At 68.9% G+C, this 21836-nt stretch carries 17 protein-coding genes; 7 read left to right on the forward strand and 10 right to left on the reverse strand.

Annotated elements, in window-relative coordinates:
- The 3 genes from K2Z83_RS17860 to K2Z83_RS17870 form a co-directional block, all read right to left on the reverse strand.
- A partial coding sequence (locus K2Z83_RS17860) for a carboxylesterase/lipase family protein (protein ID WP_220596548.1) occupies positions 1–1075 on the reverse strand: 1075 nt, incomplete at its 3' end.
- Positions 1076–1202: 127 nt separating this feature from the next.
- Complete coding sequence (locus tag K2Z83_RS17865; protein ID WP_220596549.1) at positions 1203–2450, reverse strand: glycosyltransferase family 4 protein; 1248 nt, start codon at positions 2448–2450, stop codon at positions 1203–1205.
- Between the two features lie 54 nt (positions 2451–2504).
- Positions 2505–3047 carry a hypothetical protein gene (locus tag K2Z83_RS17870; RefSeq protein ID WP_220596550.1) on the reverse strand — a complete coding sequence of 181 codons (543 nt, stop codon included), beginning with the start codon at positions 3045–3047 and terminating at the stop codon, positions 2505–2507.
- 150 nt (positions 3048–3197) lie between these two features.
- Between K2Z83_RS17870 and pdxH the strand changes: the two genes are divergently transcribed.
- Both pdxH and K2Z83_RS17880 read left to right on the forward strand, forming a co-directional pair.
- Positions 3198–3827: a pyridoxamine 5'-phosphate oxidase gene (pdxH, locus tag K2Z83_RS17875; RefSeq protein WP_220596551.1), complete on the forward strand. Its 630-nt coding sequence runs from the start codon at positions 3198–3200 to the stop codon at positions 3825–3827.
- A gap of 196 nt (positions 3828–4023) precedes the next feature.
- The gene (locus K2Z83_RS17880; RefSeq protein WP_220596552.1) at positions 4024–5754 is read left to right on the forward strand and encodes a universal stress protein; all 1731 of its coding nucleotides are present in this window, start codon (positions 4024–4026) and stop codon (positions 5752–5754) included.
- A gap of 50 nt (positions 5755–5804) precedes the next feature.
- Here K2Z83_RS17880 and K2Z83_RS17885 read toward each other — a convergent pair whose 3' ends face one another.
- Complete coding sequence (locus tag K2Z83_RS17885) at positions 5805–6188, reverse strand: DUF3054 domain-containing protein (RefSeq protein WP_220596553.1); 384 nt, start codon at positions 6186–6188, stop codon at positions 5805–5807.
- 13 nt (positions 6189–6201) lie between these two features.
- On the opposite strand from K2Z83_RS17885, the gene glpX reads away from it, so the two are divergent.
- The 3 genes from glpX (at position 6202) to K2Z83_RS17900 (ending at position 11553) form a co-directional block, all read left to right on the forward strand.
- On the forward strand, positions 6202–7179 hold the full coding sequence (gene glpX / locus K2Z83_RS17890) for a class II fructose-bisphosphatase (RefSeq protein WP_255604184.1): 978 nt from the start codon (positions 6202–6204) through the stop codon (positions 7177–7179).
- A gap of 147 nt (positions 7180–7326) precedes the next feature.
- Positions 7327–8727 (forward strand): O-antigen ligase, encoded by a 1401-nt coding sequence (locus K2Z83_RS17895; RefSeq protein ID WP_255604186.1) that lies wholly within the window; start codon positions 7327–7329, stop codon positions 8725–8727.
- Positions 8728–8880: 153 nt separating this feature from the next.
- Positions 8881–11553 carry an ATP-binding protein gene (locus K2Z83_RS17900; RefSeq protein ID WP_220596555.1) on the forward strand — a complete coding sequence of 891 codons (2673 nt, stop codon included), beginning with the start codon at positions 8881–8883 and terminating at the stop codon, positions 11551–11553.
- 10 nt (positions 11554–11563) lie between these two features.
- Here K2Z83_RS17900 and K2Z83_RS17905 read toward each other — a convergent pair whose 3' ends face one another.
- The gene (locus tag K2Z83_RS17905) at positions 11564–12301 is read right to left on the reverse strand and encodes a lysoplasmalogenase family protein (RefSeq protein ID WP_220596556.1); all 738 of its coding nucleotides are present in this window, start codon (positions 12299–12301) and stop codon (positions 11564–11566) included.
- Positions 12302–12543: 242 nt separating this feature from the next.
- Positions 12544–13047, reverse strand: a complete 504-nt coding sequence (locus K2Z83_RS17910; protein ID WP_255604189.1) for a hypothetical protein — start codon at positions 13045–13047, stop codon at positions 12544–12546.
- Positions 13048–13286: 239 nt separating this feature from the next.
- Here K2Z83_RS17910 and K2Z83_RS17915 point away from each other — a divergent pair, with 239 nt between their 5' ends.
- On the forward strand, positions 13287–14201 hold the full coding sequence (locus tag K2Z83_RS17915) for an SDR family oxidoreductase (protein ID WP_220596557.1): 915 nt from the start codon (positions 13287–13289) through the stop codon (positions 14199–14201).
- 76 nt (positions 14202–14277) lie between these two features.
- On the opposite strand, the gene K2Z83_RS17920 is transcribed toward K2Z83_RS17915, so the two are convergent.
- From K2Z83_RS17920 to K2Z83_RS17935, 4 genes are all read right to left on the reverse strand, one after another.
- Entirely contained in the window at positions 14278–14877 is a 600-nt protein-coding gene (locus tag K2Z83_RS17920; protein ID WP_220596558.1) for a hypothetical protein, read from the reverse strand.
- 2 nt (positions 14878–14879) lie between these two features.
- Positions 14880–18362, reverse strand: coding sequence for a tetratricopeptide repeat protein (locus K2Z83_RS17925; protein ID WP_220596559.1), 3483 nt, complete (start codon positions 18360–18362; stop codon positions 14880–14882).
- 252 nt (positions 18363–18614) lie between these two features.
- A complete protein-coding gene (locus tag K2Z83_RS17930; RefSeq protein ID WP_220596560.1) occupies positions 18615–19574 on the reverse strand; it encodes a response regulator in 960 nt (319 codons plus the stop codon).
- 46 nt (positions 19575–19620) lie between these two features.
- Positions 19621–20571, reverse strand: coding sequence for an alcohol dehydrogenase catalytic domain-containing protein (locus tag K2Z83_RS17935; RefSeq protein WP_220596561.1), 951 nt, complete (start codon positions 20569–20571; stop codon positions 19621–19623).
- Positions 20572–20718: 147 nt separating this feature from the next.
- On the opposite strand from K2Z83_RS17935, the gene fmt reads away from it, so the two are divergent.
- A complete protein-coding gene (fmt, locus tag K2Z83_RS17940; RefSeq protein WP_220596562.1) occupies positions 20719–21654 on the forward strand; it encodes a methionyl-tRNA formyltransferase in 936 nt (311 codons plus the stop codon).
- The last annotated feature ends 182 nt before the right edge of the window (positions 21655–21836 follow it).

The following is a 21836-nucleotide window of genomic DNA, read 5'->3' on the forward strand; positions in this document are numbered from 1 at the left end:
CCAGGTCGGTGGCGGCCTGGGCGGCCTCGTCGTCGTCGGCGGCGCGGTAGCGCCGGAGCACCTCGTCGGCGCGCTCGCCATAGAGCGCCCGCACGGCGCGGGCGAGGCTGGCGGGCGTCGGCGCGACATCCCCGAGCAGCCCGGCGTAGCCCGACTCCTCGGAGTTCCAGCCGGCCATCAGCGGGATGTGGGCCTGCTCGCCGGCGGCGAAGATCGCTTGGGGCGACCGGGGCAGGAAGTGCCCGTCGAGCGCGGGCAGGAAGTGGCCGGGGTCGGCGCTCTCGGGCGCGGCGAGGATCCGCTCGGCGGGGATGGCGCGCAGCGCCGCCAGGGAGCCCGCGCCGAGGCTCTGGGCGAAGGCGAGGCCGACCTGCTCGGCCTCGGCGAGCGCTATCGGCGCAAAGTCGCCCAGGAGCGAGCCGCTCGACCCGATGGCGCCCGCGATCAGATCGCGGGCCATGGGCGAGGCCATCTGCGCGCTGACCGAGAAGGAGCCGGCCGACTCGCCGGCGATCGTGACGCGGCCCGGGTCGCCGCCGAAGGCCGCGATGTTGCGGCGCACCCAGCCCAGGGCGGCCAGCTGGTCGAGGAAGGCGTAGTTGCCCGAGGCGCCCTGCGGCGACTCCGCAGACAGCTCGGGGTGGGCCATGAAGCCGAAGGCGCCGAGCCGATAGTTGACCGTGAGCGTCACGATTCCTCGGCTGGCCAGTCGCTCGCCGTCGTAGCGCGGCTCCGAGCCATCGCCTGCCACGAAGCCGCCGCCGTAGAAGTAGACCAGCACCGGCAGGCGGGCGTCGCCCGAGTCGGCGGGAGCCCAGACATTCAGGTAGAGGCAGTCCTCACTCATACCATCGGAGCGGAAGTCCATATCGCCAAAGACTGGCTGCTGCATGGCGCGGGGGCCGAAGCGGTCGGCCTGACGCAGGCCGGCCCAGGGGCGGGCCGGCTGGGGCTCCCGCCAGCGCAGATCGCCGACCGGCGGCGCGGCGAAGGGGACGCCCCTGAAGCTGCGGACCCCAGTGTCCGGGTGGAGCACACCTACGAGCGTACCGGACTCGATCTCGACCTGTGTCATAGCAAATCCTATTTGATCGTGGACGTATGGCCCTCACCCCCTGCCCCCTCTCCCTTGTAAGGGAGAGGGGGTGCCGAGCGCAGCGAGGCGGGGGTGAGGGCCGATGCCGTCGGCTCGGGCGCCATCCCTACAGCCGGCGCGTATGTGATGCCGCCGCGCCCTCGGGGCGACCGTCGCCACGGCGGCGGTCGAGGGCCTGGGCGTAGATCGCCTCGATCTGGCGGGCGGCCCGGTCCCAGGAGAAGTCGGCCACGGCGCGGGCGCGGCCCTGGGCGCCGAGGCGGGCGGCCATGCCGCGGTCCTCCAGGGCGAGCTCCAGCTTCTCCGCCAGATCATCGGCGCTGCCGAGGCGCGCGTAGAGCCCGATCTCGCCGAGGATCTCGCGGCCGACCGGCGTCTCGAAGGCGACCACCGGCAGGCCCATGGCCATATAGTTGCTGATCTTGCCGTTGCCCTCGGTGAGGCTCATCTTTGGGGCCACGGCCACATCGCCGAGGGCCAGGTAGCTATGCAGGTCGCGGTAGATGATCCGGCCGGGCAGGGTGACGTGGCCGCCGACGCCCAGCGACTCGGCGTAGGCCCGGTAGCTGTGGGGGTCGGGGTGGCCCATGATCAGGAAGTGGACGTCGGGCTGGCGGGCGGCGAGGATCTGGGCGGCCTGGATGAGCACATTGGTGCCCTGGTAGGGGGCGAGCAGGCCGATGAAGACCACGAGCCGCCGCCCGGCCGGGATGCCGAGCTGGGCGCGCAGCTCATCGCGCTGGGCCTGCCATGCCGGCGAGCCGTCGAAGGGGCGGAAGCGATCCGTGTCGACGCTATCGGTCACGGCGTGCAGCCGGTCCTCGGGCACCGCGCCCGCGCGGCGCAGCAGGTCGGCCGCGTTGTGGGTGCTGGTCATCACCGCGTCGGCCTGGCGGTTGAGGAAGCCCTCCAGCCCCACCAGCGACTTGTAGAGCGGGTTGGTGGCCTTCACAAAGCCGTGGTCGAGCATCTCGCTGGTCATGCTGCCCTGGTAGTCGAGGATGAGCGGCGCGCCGAGGAGGTGCTTGAGGGGCAGGCCGATCGCGGCGGCCTCGTGGGTGTGGGCGTGGATGATCGTCGGGCGCTCGCGCAGGGCCACCCGCAGCGCCCGCCAGCCCAGGCCCACGTCCAGGTAGAGCTTGTGGCGCGAGGAGCCGACCACGGCGCGCTTGATCCAGGGCACGTCCCAGGATCGGCGGATGTCGATCCCGGGCATGTTGTCGCCGTTGTGGTAGGTGGCCAGCACCAGGCGGTGGCCGAGCTTCTGGATGGCCCGCGACTCCTCCCAGATCCGCACGTGGTTGCCGTAATCTGAGAAGAAGCTGGTCGAGGCCAGCATGAGGATGGTCTGCATAGTGTTGAATGTTGAATGCTGAATGTTGAATGGCCGCTATTCAGCATTCAACATTCAACATTTCTCGAAGGCAAGGTGGATCGGCTCTCCGGCGTCGGCGGGAAGCTCGCCGAGCAGGGCCGACTCGTAGTGGTCGTCCTCGTAGGGCAGGCCGAGCGCGGCGATCAGCTCGTCGGGGGTGTGGTCGATGTCGAAGGCGAAGTGGATGACGCCATACTCGCCGTAGAAGGTCGTCTCGACCTCCTCGTAGCGCTCCTCGACCGTCTCCTCGCCGGCGTAGACCCCGTGGGCCCAGGCCACGCCGTTGCCGCTGACCTCGATCCAGACCGCGCGGGTGCTGAGTGCGGCGGCGATCTGCTGGGCCAGGGCGCGCTCGCCGAAGTAGCGCGGGTCCTCCCAGACCGTCACCCAGCCGGATGCGGCGGGCATCACGAAGAAGTGGCGGCGGCGCTTCTCGGGGATCATGATCCGGCCGCTGATCTCGCCGGGGCGCAGGTCCGCGCGCGCGAAGCCGCGCTCGGGCATGAGCCGCTCCAGCTCGGCGGCCACGGCCCGGTGGTCGGGGTGCTCAACATAGATCGCGCCGCTGTTGTTCATCGGCGGGCATTGTACGCTAGGCGTGCGCTACGCGCAAACGGCGTATACTGTTGTAATGTTGAATGTTGAATGTTGAATGTTGAATGTTGAATGCTGTCGCTCGAACATTCAACATTCAACATTTGAGCGACGAGCGAAGCGAGGGGCAATATGCAGGATCTGCGCAAGGAGTACACCCAGCGCGGGCTGGGCGAGGACGAGGTGGCGGGCGACCCGATCGAGCAGTTCCGGGCCTGGTTTGCGGAGGCGGCGACTGCGGTCATGCTCGAGCCGAACGCGATGACCCTGGCCACCGTGGGGGCCGACGGGCGGCCCTCGGCGCGGGTGGTGCTGCTGAAGGAGTTCGGCGCGCGCGGCTTCGTCTTTTTTACCAACTACGAGAGCCAGAAGGGCGAAGACCTGGCGGCCAACCCAGCGGCCTGCCTGCTGTTCTACTGGCCGGAGCTGGAGCGGCAGGTGCGGGTGGAGGGGCTGGCCGAGCGCGTGCCTGCGCACGAGTCAGATACCTACTATGCCAGCCGGCCGGCGGGCGCGCGCCTGGGGGCCTGGGCCTCGCCGCAGAGCCGAGTGATCGCCGGGCGCGCGGAGCTCGACGCGCGCCTCGCTGCGGCGGCGGCCCGCTTCCCCGGCGAGGATGTGCCGCGCCCGGCGCACTGGGGCGGCTACCTGGTGCGCCCGACCAGCGTCGAGTTCTGGCAGGGCCGGCCGAGCCGGCTGCACGACCGTATCCGCTACCGGCGGGAGGGCGACGCCTGGCTGGTCGAGCGCCTTGCGCCGTAGGGCGATTGCTGATGGCTGGGCTGCCGCCCTACAAACCAGTGTTGTTTTGGCCAACATGGCCAGCGAAGCTGGCCATGTTGGCCAAAACAACAAGAGGTTCCGGGGAACCCAGGTCTTGCGGAGATGCTATAATCGGCCAGACTGTTGCAACCGATAGCGTTGGCCGTTTATCGTTGGCGATGCGCCAAGGAGATCTATGGACGAGCGCACGGGCACCCAGCGGGTGGCCGCCATCCATGACTTTCGCCGGCTGCGCCGTCAGGCGACGATGGAGAGCCTGCTGGCCCGGCTGACCGGCGGCTCGGCCGACCTGCTCGCCTTCGAGGATGTGCGCCAGAAGCTGCGGGCCACCGCCGTCAGCGACCGCCAGCTGCGCGAGATCCCGCTCGACGCGATCGTCGGCAGCGTCGGGCGCTACCAAGACTTTACGCGCAGCTTTCTGCCGCGCCAGGACAGCGACGAGGGCCGCTGGGCGCGGGTGATGATGGCCTCCAACGATCTGGCCGGCCTGCCGCCGATCGAGGTCTATCAGATCGGCGACGCCTACTTTGTGCTCGACGGCAACCACCGCGTCTCGGTGGCCCGCAAGAACGGGGTGACGCGCATCCAGGCCTACGTCACCCCCTTCCGCACCCGCGTGCCGGTCGGCCCTGGCATGCGCCCCGACGACCTGATCATCGCTGCGGAGTACGCCAGCTTCCTGGAGGCCACCCGCCTCGACGAGAGCCGCCCCGGCGTCGACCTGCGCACCACCGCGCCCGGCCAGTACCAGCTGCTCCGCGAGCATATCTACGTCCACGGCTACTACATGGAGCTGGGGCAGAACCGCCACGTGGGCTTCGAGGAGGCCGCCGCCGACTGGCATGATGCGGTCTACCTTCCGGCGGTCGAGCTGATCCGCCAGCGCGGACTGCTGCGCGACTTCCCCGGCCGCACCGAGACGGATCTCTACCTCTGGCTGGCCGAGCACCGCGCCGAGCTTGAGCAGCAGCTGGGCTGGGAGATCAGCGCCGAGGCCGCCGCCGAGGATCTGTCGAGCAGGGCTGAGCCGCGCCTACGCCAGCCGGCCGACGAGTCGCAGCTCGAGATGGCGCTCTCTACGGAGCGCGACCCGCCGCCTGCTGCGGCGCCCTGGCGGCGCGACCTGGAGCGGCGCGGGGACGCCTGGCTCTTTGACGAGATCCTGGTGCCGATCAGCGGCGAGGCGGCGGGGTGGGAGGCTCTGGCGCAGGCGATCTCCATCGCGCACGCCGAGCGCTCGCGACTCTACGGCTTGCACGTGGTGCGCAGCGCCGAGCAGCGCGAGGGGGCGGCTGTCCAGTCGCTGCGCGCCGAGTTCGACCGGCGCTGCGCGGAGGCCGGGGTGAGCGGGCGCCTGGCCGTCGAGGTCGGCTCCGTGTCCTCAGCCATCCGCGACCGCAGCCGATGGGTCGATCTGGTGGTGCTCCAGATCAGCTACCCGCCCGGCCCCGGCCCCCTCGACCGGCTCAAGTCCGGGCTGCATACGCTGATCCGCACCTCGATCCGCCCGGTGCTCACCGTGCCGCGGGCGATCCCCACGATCTCACACCTTCTGCTCGCCTACGACGGCAGCCCCAAGGCCACCGAGGCGCTGACCCTGACAGCCTACCTGGCAGGCCGCTGGAAGCGCGGCCTGACGGTGCTCACCGTGGCCGAGACGGCCATGGCCGCCGAGACGATGCGTATCGGCGCCCGCGCGTACCTGGAGCGCCACGGCGTGAATGCCGCGTTCGTGACCGGGCGCGGGCCGGTGGGGCCGGCGATCATCGCCGCCGCCGAGGATACTGCCAGCGACCTGATCGTCATCGGCGGCTACGCCCTCGGCACCGTGGGTGGGCTGATGCTCGGCAGCGCCGTCGAGGAGGTGCTGCGCACCCGGCGCATGCCGACACTGATCTGCCAGTAGCATAGCCGATAGCCGATAGCCGAAATTGAGACCGGGCTATCGGCTATCGGCTATCGGCTATCCCTCCGCGCCTCCCACAGCGCAAACAGGCCGCGCCAGCCGCCCAGGATCACCAGGGCGGCGATGAAGGTGACGATGTAGAACGAGGGGGGGCTGAAGCGCCCGATGAACAGGGCGCGCAGCAGCGAGCCGGCCACCACCGCCGCGCACCAGGCGAGCGCCGTCGTGCGCAGCATCTTCGCCGGCGCGGCGGTGGCCTCGGGGCGGAAGGCCCCCAGCCAGGGCGACGTCACCAGCCAGCCGATCAGGAAGGGCGCCGCGGTCTGCGCCACCTCGCCGATCGCCGCCAGCCCCGCCGCCTCGCCGTGGCTGCCCCGGCCGATCGCCGCGAACACCATCAGCGCCACCACGTCGCCGCCCACCAGCGCGATCATCCGTCCGTTATCGATGCAGATCGAGCGCAACCTGGCGATGGATCTGGTCCGTACGACCGAGGCGGCGGCGCTCCGCTGTGGGCGCTGGATGGGGCGCGGCGATAAGATCAGCGCTGATCAGGCGGCCGTCGATGCGATGCGCATGTCGCTCGATGCTGTCCCGATGAGCGGCGTGGTGGTGATCGGCGAGGGCGAGAAGGACGAGGCTCCGATGCTCTACACCGGTGAGCGAGTCGGCGGCGGCGGCCCCGAGCGGGACATCGCGGTCGACCCTGTGGAGGGCACGACGCTGCTGGCCGAGGGCATGCCGGGCGCGATCGCCGTGGTGGCCGTGGCCGAGCGGGGCTCGCTCTATAACTGGGAGGGCTTCGCCTACATGGATAAGCTCGCCGTCGGCGAGCGGGCCCGCGGGGTGGTCGATATCAACGCCCCGGTGGCCTACAACATCCGCGCGGTGGCCCGCACGCTCAACAAGCAGATCGAGGATGTGACGGTCGTCGTGCTCGACCGGCCGCGCCACAAGGATCTGATCCGCCAGATCCGCGAGACCGGCGCCCGGATCAAGCTGATCCTCCACGGCGATGTGAGCGCCGGCGTGATGACGGCGATCGAGAACCCGCCCGCCGATATGCTGATGGGCATCGGCGGCGCGCCCGAGGCGGTGATCACCGCCTGCGCCCTCAAGTGTACCGGCGGCGAGATCCAGTGCAAGGTCTGGGCGCGCAATGACGAGGAGCGCCAGCTGGCCGCCGAGCGTGAGATCGACCTCACCAAGGTGTATCGGATCAACGACCTGGTGCGCGGCGACGATGTCTTCTTCGCGGCCACCGGCATCACCCCCGGCGAGTTCCTCCACGGCGTCGAGTACTTCGGCGGCGGCGCCCGCACCCACAGCGTCGTCATGCGCGCCCGCTCCGGCACGGTGCGCTATATCTCGGCGACCCACCGCTGGGACAAGCTCATGCGCATCTCGAACATGCCCTACGGGTGATCGTGAAACCCCGCGTCTCTCGCTGATGGCCGTACGGGCGGAGCGCGCTCCGCCCCTACTCTTTTCTCTATGCACCTCGCCTCCGCTGCGCCCTCGCGAATCCGCGATACCCTGGCGCGATCTCCGGCCCTGATCGCTGCTCTCGCAATGGCCACTGGCGGCGTGGTGGGCGCAGCCACCGCTTTTGGCCCCCTCTACGCTGTGGCCGGCCTGCTCGCCCTGCTGGTCGGCGCCGCCCTGCTCGTCAGCACCGAGGCTGGCCTGATCGCCGTCTTCGCGATCACGACCCTCTTCCCCTTCGGCACCCTGCCCTTCAAGGCGATCATCACGCCCAACCTTCTGGAGCTGGCCCTCGCCGGGCTCAGCGTCGTCTGGGTGCTGCGGCTGCTGGCCCGCTCCGACGCCTACGAGCTGCGGGTGACGCCGCTCGGTCTGCCGGTCCTGGGCTTCATCGGGCTCACGCTCTTCTCGCTCGTCCTCGGTGCCCGCGGCCTGCCCGACTCGCTCACCCTGCACAACTACGCCAAGTTTGTGCTCGGCGTGCTGCTCTACCTCAGCGTGGCCAACTGTGTGCTGACCCGCGAGCAGGCCCGCCTGATGCTGCGCGCCCTGCTGCTCTGCGGCGCCCTGGCGGCCCTGGCGGCGATCATCCTGCTTGCCCTGCCCGACCCGCTCGCCCTCAGTATCCTGGTGTCTCTCGGCCGGGTCGGCTACCCGACCAGCGGGCGCGTGCTGCGCTATATTGAGGATGGACCGGGCACCGGGCTGGAGCGGGCGATCGGCCTCTCGGTCGACCCGAACAGCTTCGCCGGGATGCTGGCCCTGGTGACGGCCATCGCGCTTGCGCTGCTCTTTGCCCGCCGGCCGATACTTCCGCGCGGTATACTAGGGCTTATCGTTGGTGTGCTGACCCTGGCCCTGCTTCTGACCTTCTCGCGCGGGGCGCTGCTCGGCCTGATCGCTGCCGCCGTCTACCTGGCGGCCCTGCGCTACCGGCGGCTCTGGTGGGCGATGATCGGCGCCGGCGTGATCGGAGGAGGGATGCTCGTCGCCCTCGGCCTGGCAGATGATATCGTCCAGCGTCTGTTTGCCGGGGTGCAGCTCCAGGATCAGGCCCAGCAGATGCGCCTCGCCGAGTACCAGAACGCGATCGCGATCATCGCCCGCTACCCGGTGTTTGGCATCGGCTTTGGACAGGCCCCCGACATCGACCTGACCGCCGGAGTGAGCAGCATCTACCTGGCGATCGCCCAGCGCATGGGGCTGGTGGGCCTGGCGGCGTTTGTGGGGCTGGTGGCGACATGGTTTATCATCACGCTGCGCGCCGCGCGCCCGATGGACGACGAGCGGGCCGACTGGCTGCTCGGCACGCAGGCCGGCCTGGTGGCCGCCCTGGTGGTAGGGATCGCAGACCACTACTTCTTCAACATTGAGTTCGGCCATATGGTGGCGCTCTTCTGGGGGGTGGCCGGGCTGGGGATGGCGATCGCGGCGCTGCCCGGAGCGGGGACAGGGGACAGCGCACAGGGAACAGCTGCCGCATCTTGATAACGCCCTGCGCTTCCTGTACCCTGTACCCTATACCCTGTACCCTCAATACGCGATCGTCTGCGCGCAATCGTATCTTTCCTGTCCTGCCTGTGCCCTGTGCCCTGTACCCTGTACCCTAGAGGAGACGGCTTGGAAAGATGGCGTTCCAGTATGGGCCAGCGCGCCCCGTCTTCTGCGGTGATCGATCCGCGCTGGGTCGGTCTCGGTTTCGCCGTCCTCTCCGCCGCCCTCGTCGTCTACGCCGGTTCGCGGTTGAGCGCCGGGCTGGGTGTCATCGCGGCCCTGCTGGCCCTGATGCTCGTCGGGCCGGCCGCCGGCGTCGTGGGCGTCGCAGATGACGCCCGCGCGCGCCGCATCGCCCCGGCCCTGCTGGTGCTCTCGGTCGCCCTCGCCTTTCTCGCCATCGTCCAGAGCGGCGGCGCGGCGTCGGCGCTCTGGGTCGCCCTGCTCATCCCGATCTGCGCCGCGCTCCTGGCGATGCCCGGGCTGCCCGGGGCCGGCGTCGCCGCCGCGATCTGGCTGGCCTACGGCGGCCTGGTGCTGATCAGCCCGCAGGCCCGCCGCCTCGATCTGGCCGCCGACTGGCTGCTCCACGGGGCCGAGATCGGCCTGATCGCCCTGCTGATCGAGCGCACCCTCAGCGCCCAGCGCGACCTCCGCGACCGCGCGCTGACCCGCGAGCAGGCGCTGCGCAGCTTCCTCCAGGCCTCGAACCGCCTGCGCATCTCCACCAGCCTCCAGCGGACGATGGAGGATGTCGCCGGCGCCGTGCAGCGCTCTGGCGACTTCGACTGCGTCACGCTGAGCCTAGTGGACTGGAGCCAGGGCTTCGCCAAGGTGTCGGTGGCGATCGGGGCGAGCGGCCGCCGCCTGGGCGCCGTCGAGGGCCTGGTGTTCGCCTACAGCGATCTGGAGTCCCGCCTGGAGCGCGGCCGCCCCGCCGGCGCCCAGGCGGTCGAGGTCGAGACACTGCCCTTCCGCTCGCTGGCCGGCGAGCTGCATCTGGTGCTGCCCCTGCACACGCAGCTCGATGAGGTGCGCGGGGTGATCAGCGTCTCGGTGGCCCAAGCGCAGCGCGCCGTCCTCGACGAGTCCCTGCCGCTGTTGGAGTTGCTGGCCAACCAGGCCGCCGCCGCCATCGACAACGCCGACCTCTACGCGACGATGGAGCATCGCGTCCAGCAGTCTACCGCCGACCTGGAGAGCAGCGCCGGCGACCTGCGCAAGGCCCGCGACCGGGCCGAGGTGCTCTACCACATCGCCCGCGCCCTGAGCGTGACGCTGGATGAGCGCCAGGTGCTTGAGCAGACCCTCAACCTGATCGCCCAGCACATCGGCGCCCCGCGCGGCGGGATCATGCTGGTGGAGCCGAACAGCGGGCGGTTGGTCTACCGCACCACCCTGGAGCGCCAGAAGTCATCTCAGGTCGGCTGGCTCGATCGTGGGCAGGGGCTGGCCGGCTGGGTGCTGGCCAACCGCGAGCCGGCGATCGTCCCCGACACTACCAAGGACCCGCGCTGGCAGGTGCGCAGCAGCTACGACGCGCAGTCCCGCGCGGTGCTGGCGGTGCCGATCCTGCTGGAGAGCGAGGCCCTGGGCGTGCTGATCCTCATCCACGACTCGGTCGGCCACTTCACGGCGGAGCACGCCCAGCTGGCCACCGCCGCCGCCGGCCAGGCCGCCGCCGCGCTCTCGAAGGCCCAGCTCTACCGCTATGTGAGCGAGCAGAGCGAGCACCTGGGGGTGGTGGCCCAGCAGCGCGAGGAGGAGGCCAGCAAGCTCATGGCCATGCTGCGCAGCATCGGCGACGGCGTGGTGGTGAGCGACCGGCTCGGCCTGATCCGGATCATCAACGCGGCGGCCGAGGAGATCCTCGGCATCACCGACGACGCCTTTGTGGGCCGATCGATCGCCGAGCTGCCCGGCGTGCCCGAGCGGCTGAACGCCGCCGACGCCGAGAGCCGCCTCCAGAAGTTCAGCGTCGGCGAGCGCACCGTCCGCTCGCACTATGCCGCCGTCGTCTCCTCACGCGGCGAGCCGCTCGGCGGCGTGGTGATCTACCACGACATCACCCGCGAGGAGATCGCCGACCGCCTGAAGACGGAGCTGGTGGCCACGGCATCACACGAGCTGCGCACGCCGATGACGAGCATTCGCGGCTTTGTGGATATGCTGATGCTCGGCACCTTCGGCGAGGTGACGCCGGCGCAGCGCGAGCCGCTGCGGGTGATCAAGAACAATGTGGTGCGCCTGGTGCAGCTGATCGACGAGCTGCTCGACATCTCGCGGGTCGAGGCCGGCGAGGTGCGGCTGCGTCGCGAGGACCTGAACCTGGCCGAGGTGCTGAACGATGTGATCGCGGTGCTCCACAGCCAGTTCCGCGAGCGCGAGATCAGCCTGAGTCTGGAGTTTCAGGATCAGCTGCCGCTGGTGAGCGCCGACCGCCAGCGGGTCGAGCAGATCGCCGTGAACCTGATCGGCAACGCCTGCAAGTACACCCCGAAGGGCGGCTCGGTCTGGATCGGCCTGCGCAACGGCGGCGGCGCGCTGCGCGTCGATGTGCGCGACACCGGCGTGGGCATCGCCGAGGAGGCCAAGCAGCACATCTTCACGCCGTTCTACCGCGCCGACAACCCCCTGCGCGACGAGGTCGGCGGCACCGGGCTCGGCCTCAGCATCACCCGGCGCCTGGTGGAGCTACACGGCGGGCGGATCTGGTTTGAGAGCTTTGTGAACCAGGGCAGCACGTTCAGCTTCACGCTGCCCCTCCAGCCAAGCATCGTCGATGGCGAGGTGGTGCCGAGCCGCGTCCACACGCTGTAGGCACGGGCCATCATCCGCCGGCGGCCAGCGTCAGGGCGGCGGCGTTGGCCCAGACGATCCCGGCCTGGCCGAGGATGTAGGTGATCCAGACGACATCGCCCACCGAGGGCCAGTTGTTGTGGCGGAAGATCTGGTTGCCGAGGATGGCGTCAGAGATAAAGAAGAGCAGCGCCCCGGCGGCCAGCGGCCACAGCGGCGGCCAGGTGATCGCCATCCCCCAGGCGAGGCCGGTCATGACGCCCAGGGCTACCAGGTAGCCGAGGGAGCCCCAGCGCAGCGGCGCCGGGGCGGCGGGGACGTCCACCGCGACGCGCCAGTAGGCCGCCCCGCCAAGCACGAGGGCGGCGGAGCAGGCGATCATGGCGGGGGCGGGGATGCGGCCGAGGGCGCGGGCCAGCATGAGCGTGGCCGCGATATAGGCCAGGTGGGCCGCGGCGAAGACGACGATCCCGCCGATCACCCGGTTGGGCACGCGGATGATCTCGGCCATGATCAGGTCGGCGATGAACGACACGCTCATGCCGACGGCGATGGCGAGGGAGAAGGGGGCAAGCGGCGTGCCCGCCGCGCCGACCAGGGCGAAGCCCCAGGCGGCCAGGGCCAGCATCAGCGAGGTGCTGCGCTGGAGCCAGGGGATGGCCCGGCTCGTGCCCGTAGCGTTCGGGCGGCCGAGCAGCAGGGCAAGGATATTCCCCAGGATGGCGAGGGCGCCCAGGGCGCCGGTGATGCCTGCGGTGAGTGTGTTCATGGCGGTAAGCATACCACTCCCGCGCGCGATGCGTTTGGGGTGTGGGAGCGCTTCGCTCTCCCACGAAAAACTGGTTCTGCTGCGGCGCGGCTTCGCCGCGCCGCAGCAGAACCAGTGCGGCATGTGCCTGCCGGGCGCAGGTTGTATCGGGTTTGGGCGGCTTCGCCGCCCAAACCCGATACAAAAAGAGTGCAGGGGCGGCGAATCCGCCCCTGCACTCCATCGGGAGGTGCCATTGCACCTTAGTCCCGCTCGATGCTGCGCGATATCTGGCGCAGGCCGTTCGTCCAGCTATCGAGGAGACCGCCCATGCCGCTCTGCGGGGGCGGGGGAGTCTGCTGGACCTCCTGGGGGCGTGGGGGCATCATCGGCAGCCCGCCGTTGGCGATTGTCGGCGTGCCCCTGGCGCGGCCGAGGTAGCTCAGCGCCTCATGCTCATTGCCGAAGAGACCGACCCCGCTCACAAACTTCACGAGCGGCGCGAAGAGCAGCAGGTGGTGTGAGCCTACGACAAAGGCGATATGGCCCAGGTGCGGGTGGTGGATGATCTGCTCGGTGCGCTGGCGGGCGTTGTTGTTGGCGCCCTGCATCAGCCGCCCGTCGACGATCAGGTCGGTCGGTCGTGGGCAGTCGTCGAGCGTGCGCCACATGTCCTGGAAGTAGCGCTCGGCGTGGTCCATGGCCATATGGCCCTGCATCGTCACCCACAGCATGTTATGGGCGTGGCGGTTGATCTGGTAAGGCATGGACGCACTCCTCATAAGACATTGACCTGTGAATCAATGTGACGGCGAGTGTGGTGAAATCTAAACCGGGTGTTGAAAGAGTAACTTAGTATACTACTTTGTTGCCTATATGTCCAGACATATAGGCAAAAACCTGTTACACATCGACCAAGCGCAACCCCGCCGAGCGCGCGCACCCGCTCATGATCCAAACCGACTTTGTGGTATACTCGCGGCTGAAATGGAAAGGAGAGGCTCAGATGATCTTCATCGTCGGCGGTACGGGGACGCTGGGGCAGACGCTGGTGCGGATGCTCCGCGAGCAGGGGAAGGCGGTTCGCGTACTGGTGCGGCCGGGCTCGGTGGCGAAGGCCGAGCCGCTGCGCGCCTTGGGCGCCGAGCTGATCGGCGGCGATATGCGCGACAAGGCCTGCCTGGAGCTTGGCTGCCGGGGCGCCGACGTCGTGATCTCGGCCACCAGCGCGGGGGAAGATCGGCGCGACGCCTCGCGGCGCATGGCCGAGTACCAGGGGCCGCTCAACCTGCTGGAGGCGGCGAAGGCGGCCGGGGTGAAGCAGTATATCTTCACCAGCACGCTCTTCCCCAAGAACCCGGTGGGCTATAAGTTCTGCTGGGCCAAGCTCATGGCCGAGGAGGCCATCCAGAACAGCGGCGTGCCCTACACGATCTTCCGGCCCTGCGGCCTCTTCTTCGAGATCGTCCAGCGCGGCGAGCCGATCGTCGAGAAATTTGGCTTCTTCCCGGTGGTGGGCTTCGGGCCCAAGCGCACCCAGATGCTGGCCATGGTCGATGTGGCCCGTGCCTTCGTCAATGCGATCGGTAACCCTGAGGCGATCAACCGCACCTTTGAGCTCGGCGGCCCTGAGCACCTCACCTTTGACGAGATGGTCGGCATCTGGTCGCGCGTCCTGGGCCAGAAGATTCCTGTTGTCCGCCTTCCCGTCTCGCTGATGAATGGCATCGGGGCCGCGCTCAAGCCCTTCCAGCCCTCCGCCCCCGGGATCATGGAGCTGCTGGAGTTCAGCTACGATGAGATGTCCTGCGACATGAGCGAGACCAGCCGTATCCTGAGCCTCGGCAAGATGCAGACGCTGGAGCAGTACTGTCGTGAGTACTACGTCAACAAGGGCAAGCCAGCGCCAGCGCTCAACTGAGCGTGAGCGGCCTGACACCGTGAAGGTGATGTGTGTTGGGGCGCCCGCGCTGGGGCGCCCTTACGGATGCTCACCTTTAGGTGCGAAAGCCCAGGACGTTCACGCCATTATAGATCGTCGTGGCGAAATGGTCGATCTCGTTGACGTTGCGGAGGGCGCGGTAGCCGGCGAGCAGGAAGGTGTGGCCGGCCTCAAAGCCGGCGAGGCGGGCGATCAGGCCGGACCGCTCCAGGCCAATGCCGAGCAGCCCCGAGCGCGAGAGCTGGAATACATTGAGCAGGCAGCTGCGGATCAGCTCAAGCTGGCGCATACGCTCATCATAGTTGTCCGCCTCGCGGTAGAGCCGCTCGTAGAGAGGCTCATCAAAGGTGATCGGCGCCCCCGCGTCGATCAGCTTCAGGGTTAGCCCATCGTCGAGGTGCGCCGTGATGCTGATCAGGTCGAGGAGCTCCTCGACATCGCGCAGGCGGACGCCGGGCACAATATGGAGAAAGTGCTGGAGCCGGCGGGCGTTGTCGTCGCGCTCGCTGAAGTCGCGGGGGCCGTAGAGCTCCTCGAAGAAGAACTCGCCGACCGGCTCGTACATCGGGATGGAAGCCAGGTCGTTGTAGTCGCGGCGCAGCCGATTTGACTGAAAGACCTGGAGGGCGATTCTGTATTTGCGAAATGTTTCCATCGTTACTGGATACGGTCGAGTTGGTTCCGGGCGCGGGCTCCCCACTCGCCGCTGCTATCGGCCACGATTACTGTCTGGTATGCGCTGATGGCTTCGTCGCGGCTGCCAAGATCCTCGGCGGCGAGCCCGAGGTAGTAGAGGGCTTCATTATATCCGGCGTTGAGGTCGACGGCGCGCTTGAAGGCGTCGCGGGCGCTCTGGATCTGGCCTCGGGCGTAGTAGGAGCGGCCCATCCAGTAGTTGGCCTCGGGGAAGTTGGGCTGGATTCTGACAGCCTTGCGCATATCGGTGATGGCGTCATCGTACTTCTCGCTGCTGATCAGGAGCAGCCCCCGGCGGTAGTATGATTCGGCGATCTGTCCGTTGGCACGGATGGAGGCGTTATACGCGCTCATCGCCTCGTTGTTACGCCCCAGCTCTTGAAGCAGCTTGCCCTTGAAGAGCAGGGCCTCCGCGTAGTTCGGGCGCAGGGCGAGGCTGCGGCCCACCGTGTCGAGAGCGGCGGCGGTGTTGCGCTGCGCGTACTGCACCTGGGCGATCCCAAGCAGCGCCTCGGGGAATTCCGGCCGCAGCTCCATCGCCCGGCCGTAGGTCGCCGTCGCGCGATCCAGGTCGCCGCTGCGCAGCAGACCCTCGGCAAGCCAGAACTGGGCGTCGGCGTTGTCGGCGGCGCCGGGCAGGCTTGCGGCCGTCTCGAAGTAGTTCAGGGCGAGCCCCCACTGACCTTGGCCAACCGCGACCTGCCCCATACCGATCTGGGCGTCGATCATCTGCGGGTCGATCTGCTGGGCCTGGGTGTAAGCGTCGGTCGCCCTCGGCAGATCGCCCTGGCGGCGGGCCACATCCCCCAGGATCACCAGGGCCTGGGCGCGCAGCGCGCGTAGGCTCGGGTCGCTGGCCTCTGTGGTCTGGCGCACCACATTCTGGGCCGCATCGGCAGATGACTGGAGCCGGTTGGTGGAGAAGTAGGCGCGGGCGAGCTTATATTGGGGCAGGGGGTTGTTCGGGTCGATGCGGGCCGCCCGGTTGTAGGCGTCGATCGCCTGGTTCGGGTTCTTGTTGGCGAGCGCCGTATCGCCGATGGCGACGAGCGTGTTGATGTCGCTGACGCCCTGGCTGAGGGCCACGCCGTACTCCTGGTCGGCCCGACCCGGCTGGCCGAGGGGGCCCTCATAGAGCCGTGCCAGGGAGAGGCGGGCGGCGATGTTGGTCGAATCGAAGCTGATCGCGTCGCGCAGCGCCCGCTCGGCGCCCTTAGGGTCGCCCGTGGCGGCGAGGCGCTCGCCCAGCTCGAAGGAGGCCGTGGAGCTGCGCGGGTCGATCCCCAGGGCGTCTCGGTAGGCCTGGATCGACGCATCGGCGCGCCCGGCGTCATTGTAGAGGCGGCCGAGCTCGATGGCGGCGTCGGCGTTAGTCATGCTGAGGGGCAAGAGCACCTGCTCAGCCTCAACATAGCCGCTAGGGCCGCTGAGGCGGAGCGCCTGGGCCAGGGCGACAGCGGCGTCTGGGCCGGGCCGCTGCTGGGTCAGGGCGCGCAGCTGGGCAATGGCCTCGGCCTGATCACCGCTCTCCTGAGCGATCCTGGCCAGCTCAAAGCGGGCCGGGAAGAAGGCGCCGTTGCGGTCGATGGCGATCCGCATCAGCTGGGCCGCGGTGGCGCTGTCGCCCCGGTCGCGGGCGATGACGCCCTTGCCGAAGTAGCCCTCGGGGCGCTGCGAGGCCACCTGCACCACCTGGTCGTAGGCGCGGTCGGCATCGTTGAGCTGCCCGTTCACCCGCAGCGCGCGCGCGCGGGCCAGCAGCACCGCCGGGCTATTCGGGTCGCGCTGAGCCAGCTTATCAAGCAGGCTCAGGCTCTCGGCGATCGGCGAGTCCCCCCCCCCAAAGAGGGCACCGAACATCTGTCCGAGGGCCGAGGTCGGCCGCCCGATCTGCGCGCGGGCCAGCTCGGTGTTGAGGATGGCCAGCTCGTAGCGCTGCCTGCGGGCGTCGCCCTCAGACCGGTCGGCCTGGCCGGCGGCCACCTGCCCGGCGCCGGAGTCGGTCGCGCTGTCGGATGCCGAGCGCTGATGCCAGCGGGCCGACGTCTGCTCGCTGGCATCGACGGCGGCGCGCAGTTCGTCGCGCTGGCGCACGACATCTTGCTCGGGGATGGGCTTTGCGACCTCAAGCTCCCAGGTCAGCGGGCCCTGGGCGTTCAGGCTGCGGGCGAGGCCGAGCATCCCGCGCTGCTCGCGGATGGCCGCGTCGAATCGCTGCGCCACCATCGGCCGGTACATGTCCGGCACGAGCCGCTGGTCGGCGCGCGCCTGCGCTGCGGCGGCGTCGAGGAGGCTCTGCGCGCTGCCCAGGCGCCCGCTCTCGCGGTAGGCATCGGCCAGGCTGAGCAGCAGGGGCGTGTTCAGCGGCAGCAGGTTGCGGGCCTGCTCTAGCTCAACCGTGGCGTCGGCCGGGCGCTGGTCGTTCATCGCCAGCAGCCCCAGGTTGTAGCGCAGCTCCCCGAGGTCGCGGCCCTCAAGCAGCCGCACCGCATCCGAGAAGGCCCCCAGCACCCCAGGGTCGCCCGCATCGAGCAGGATCGCCCCGAGGTTGTTGGCCAGGAGCACCTGCTCATCGGATGGCGCGGCGAGGGCTATGCGGTACTCGTCGGCCGCATCGTCGTAGCTTCCGCGGGCCCAGAGCACATTGCCGCGGATGCTCCGGGGCAGCGGGGCGCTCAGCGCCGGGTAGTCGCTGATCAGGCCGTCGAGCAGGGCGGCGGCGCGGTCGGGCTGTCCCTGCCCGTACTCGAAGAGAGCCGCCGTCAGCGGCGGCAGGATAGCCTGGCCGTTGATCGGCTCGTTGGCGAGCGCGTAGCTGCGCGGCATGCGGAATCGACCGAGGTAGCCGTCCCAGCCGTTGGGCGCATAGGTGCCATTTGGCGTATAGATCAGGCGCGGGCTGAGCGACTGGCTGTCGAGCATCGCCCCGGGCTCAACGCCGCCCCAGATCAACATATCGCTCTGCTCGGCGATGGCCAGATCGAGCGCCCCCTGGGCGCTGGTGGGGCGCTGATCGATCACCTCCACCGTGATCGGCTCTGCGACGCGCTGGCGGATCTGCTGGGCCAGGGACTCGGCCACGTTGCGCCCCGTCTGACCGCTGCCCCCGTCGTCGAACGGCGCGACCAGCACCACGAACCGATCGGCCGAGCGTGCGCCAGACTGGCTGAGGAAGAACCAGCCGCCGGCGGCGATCAGCAGCAGCGACAGCCCCACAATGATCATGCTGGTGGGCGTGACCAGGCGGCGCTTTGGCGCGGGTGCGCCCGGCATATCGGCAACCTCGCGGCCGTCGCGGTGCCCTATCTCCATCTCGATCGTCGTCGCGGTTGAGGGCCTGCTCGGCGGGGGAGCCTTCCTGCGTTGTATTCTCAGCACGAGCATCGAGGCGAGCAGACCGATCGCGAGGGCGGATAGGACGATCAAGATCAGCTGCAAATCCATACCGGACTCCTCGTATGCATGCGAGACATCTGCCTGACAGCTTATTGTAAGCGATTTCTCAAGGAGATCAAGCGCAGGGCGGCTGTGGGCTATCGTGATCGTATGATGTGAGGCGGGGGAAGCTCTTACACCAAGCAGGGGACAGGGGATAGGGGATAGGGACAGGGGACAGGGGATAGGGGCGGCGCATATCGCTGTAAGTGCATCCAGGCTGTCCCCTGTCCCCTGTCCCCTGTCCCCTTGCTTCTCTCATCATAGCGCGTGGGCCGAGACGCCATCGATCACATAGCTGCCGGGCGGGAGGCTTTTGGCGATCTGCTTCATCTCGGCTGCGCGCCGCCCGAGCGCCTCCGGGTCGGCGAACTGCTCCTGCCGGTTCGTGACCCCGCCGATCGCCAGCGTCGTGATCGGAAATTGCCGATAGGTGTCGTGTCGGTCGAAGCCTGCGATGTAGCCGCGCGCGAGATCCGCCGCATCGTAGAGCTCGCGCACCCGCTGGCCGAACTCCGCAAGCACCCGCTGGCAGATTGTCGCGATACGGTCTGGCACGGTAATGATGGCAAAGTCATCCCCGCCAATATGCCCGACAAAGTCGCGCTGGCCACCATGCGTCACACTGGAGACGATCACCTCGGATGCCAGTCGGATCACCTGGTCGCCCCGGGCGAATCCGTAGGTATCATTGAATGCCTTAAAATTATTCAGGTCGGCGTAGAGCAGAACGAAGTGCTCGGGGCGGCGCAGACGAAAGCGCAGCTCCTCGGTGATCAGGATATTGCCAGCGAGCCCGGTGAGCGGGCTCCGCACCGGCCGGCGGGTCGCGCGGCGGAGCTGATTGTTGACGCGAGCGAGCAGCTCGTTGCTGTTGAAGGGCTTTGTCACATAGTCGTCGGCGCCGCTATCGAAGCCGTGTACTAGGTCGATCGGCTCGGCGCGCGCCGTGATCATGATAGCCGGGATGTGCGCGGTGCGCGTATCATTGCGGAGCTGGCGCAGGGCCTCGTAGCCATCCATGTCGGGCATCATCACATCGATCAGCAGCAGATCAGGCATGATCTGCTGCGCGCGATCGATAAGCGTGCCTCCGTCGGTGGCGCTCTCGACAGCGTACCCAGAATCGATGAGCAGGAGGCTGAGCACCTGGCAGATAGCCTCGTCGTCGTCAGCGATCAGGATGATCTGCCGGGGAGTCGGGATACGTGAGGAGTCCATAGCGTGTGGTGATCGGACATACGGTCGTCAATCATCGGCCTGTCGCTCAACCGTGGTGGAGGAGCACCTTCATCTGGCCGCTGGCCGCCGCAAAGGCCGCCAGCCCATCGCTCAGGGCGTACTTGGCGCTGATCAACGGGGCTGTGGCGATCAGACCTCGCTCCAGGAGCTTCAGCGCCGGGGCGAAGGGGCCGCAGCGCGACCCGATCAGGCGCACCTCATCGATCACCAGCATGGTCAGGTTCAGCTGTGAGTCGGCCTCGAATGTGCTCTTAAGCACCAGCCTCCCGCGCGGGCGCACCAGCTGGCGGGCGGTGGCGAGGCCGGCCGGGTTGCCGGTGCAGTCCACCACCACATCGAACTGCCCCGGGGTCGGCGGGCTGCTGCTGTGGGTGCAGCGCACGCCCTGGCTCTCGTAGAGCGCCCATCGCTCGGGGTGCCGCCCGATCAGCGCGATCTCACAGCCGATTAAGCGCAGCACCTGGACGATCATAGCGCCGAGCTTCCCATCGCCCACTACTGCGACCCGCTCAGTCGGCTTGATATGGCTCTGCTCAAGGATCTCCAGAGCTGCGGCCAGTGGCTCGGTGAAGACGGCGGCATCGTCGGGCACGCGATCAGGAACTTCGTGCAGGCAGCTGATCGGCAGCGAGACAAGCTCGGCCATCACGCCGTCGCGCCGGTCGATACCGAGGGTGGTGCGGTTGGGGCAGTGGGTCTGGTCGCCGCGCAGGCAGGTGGGGCAGCGCAGACATGCCGCGTTGATCTCGCCGACCACGCGCCGCCCCACCCATTCTTGCTCGTCGCAGGCTTCCACCGTGCCGACGAACTCGTGGCCGAGGACGCCCCGGAAGCCCATGTACCCGCGGGTGATCTCGATATCGGTGTTGCAGATCCCGCTCAGGTGGGGGCGGATGAGCGCCTCGCCGGGGGTGAGCGCGGGGATCGGGTGGTTCTGGGCGAGTCGGAGGGACCCGTCGAAGACGATGGCGTGCATGCTGTTCTCCGCTGCTGGCTGTGTCGGTGTCTTTCCGATTATACTATAGCGATTCGTTATGATGCAATGAGGCGTGAGCGAAGCCCCCGATCCAGCGTTATTGGATGTCTGGTGGCTTTGCCGCCTGAAGATGGTGAGGAGTGCGCGATGCGTATCCTTTTTATGGGCAGCCCGGCCTTCGCGGCGCTGCCCCTTGAGGCGCTGGCGGCGGCAGGCCACGAGGTCGTGGCGGTTGTCACCCAGCCCGACCGGCCGGCCGGCCGACAGCGCCAGCTCACCCCGCCGCCCGTGAAGCAGGCCGCCGGGCGCCTGGGCCTGCCGGTGATCCAGCCCGAGACCCTGCGCGACCCGGCGGTGGTGGCGCAGCTGGGGGCTCTGCGCCCCGATGTGGGTGTCGTGGCGGCCTATGGCGAGATCTTACGCCGCAATGTGCTGGCCATCCCGCCCCTCGGCTACCTTAACATCCACCCCTCCCTGCTGCCCCTGCACCGTGGGCCGACCCCGGTGGCCGGCGCGATCCTCGCCGGCGATAGGGAGACCGGAGTGACAATCATGCGCCTCGACCCCGGCATGGACAGCGGGCCGATCCTGGCCCAGGCGGTCGTCGAGCTCACGCCGACCGCTCGCGCCGGCCCGCTCACCGATGCGCTGTTCTCACTCGGCTCGCGGCTGCTGGTCGAGTCGCTGGCGGCCTACGCCGCAGGCCAGATCGCGCCGCGCCCGCAGGATCATAGCCTGGCGACGATCACCCAGCTGCTGAAGAAGGGGGACGGCGCGGTCGACTGGTCGCTCCCGGCGCTGGTGATCGAGCGTATGACGCGGGCCTACGACCCGTGGCCGGGCGCGCAGACGAGCTGGCGGGGCCAGGGGCTACGCCTGATCGCCGCCGCCGTAGACGCCGACTGGTCCGGCCCGCAGGTGCCGGGCTCCCTTGTTGGCCAGGGCGTCGGGCGTGGCCCGCTGATCGCAACTGGCAGCGGCGCCCTCGAGCTGCGTGAGCTGCAGCCGGCTGGCCGCCGGCCAATGTCGGGCGAGTCCTGGCTCGCCGGTCTCCGCGACCGGGATGGGCGCTTCGGTCGGTGAGGGTATGGGAGCGCGTTGATCTCCCATAAAAAAATTGTTAGCGCGAATAAGCGCTGGGTGAACCTGCGAGCGTAGGCCTCGGCTGGCGACTGACGTCGCAGCGCGGGGGCCTCCGGCCAACCGCCCGCCTCCGCGGGCGGTTCCGGCGTCGGCGCAGGCCGACGCCCAGCGCGCAGCGCCGC

The sequence above is a fragment of the Oscillochloris sp. ZM17-4 genome, assembly GCF_019599295.1.
Lineage (GTDB): Bacteria > Chloroflexota > Chloroflexia > Chloroflexales > Chloroflexaceae > Oscillochloris.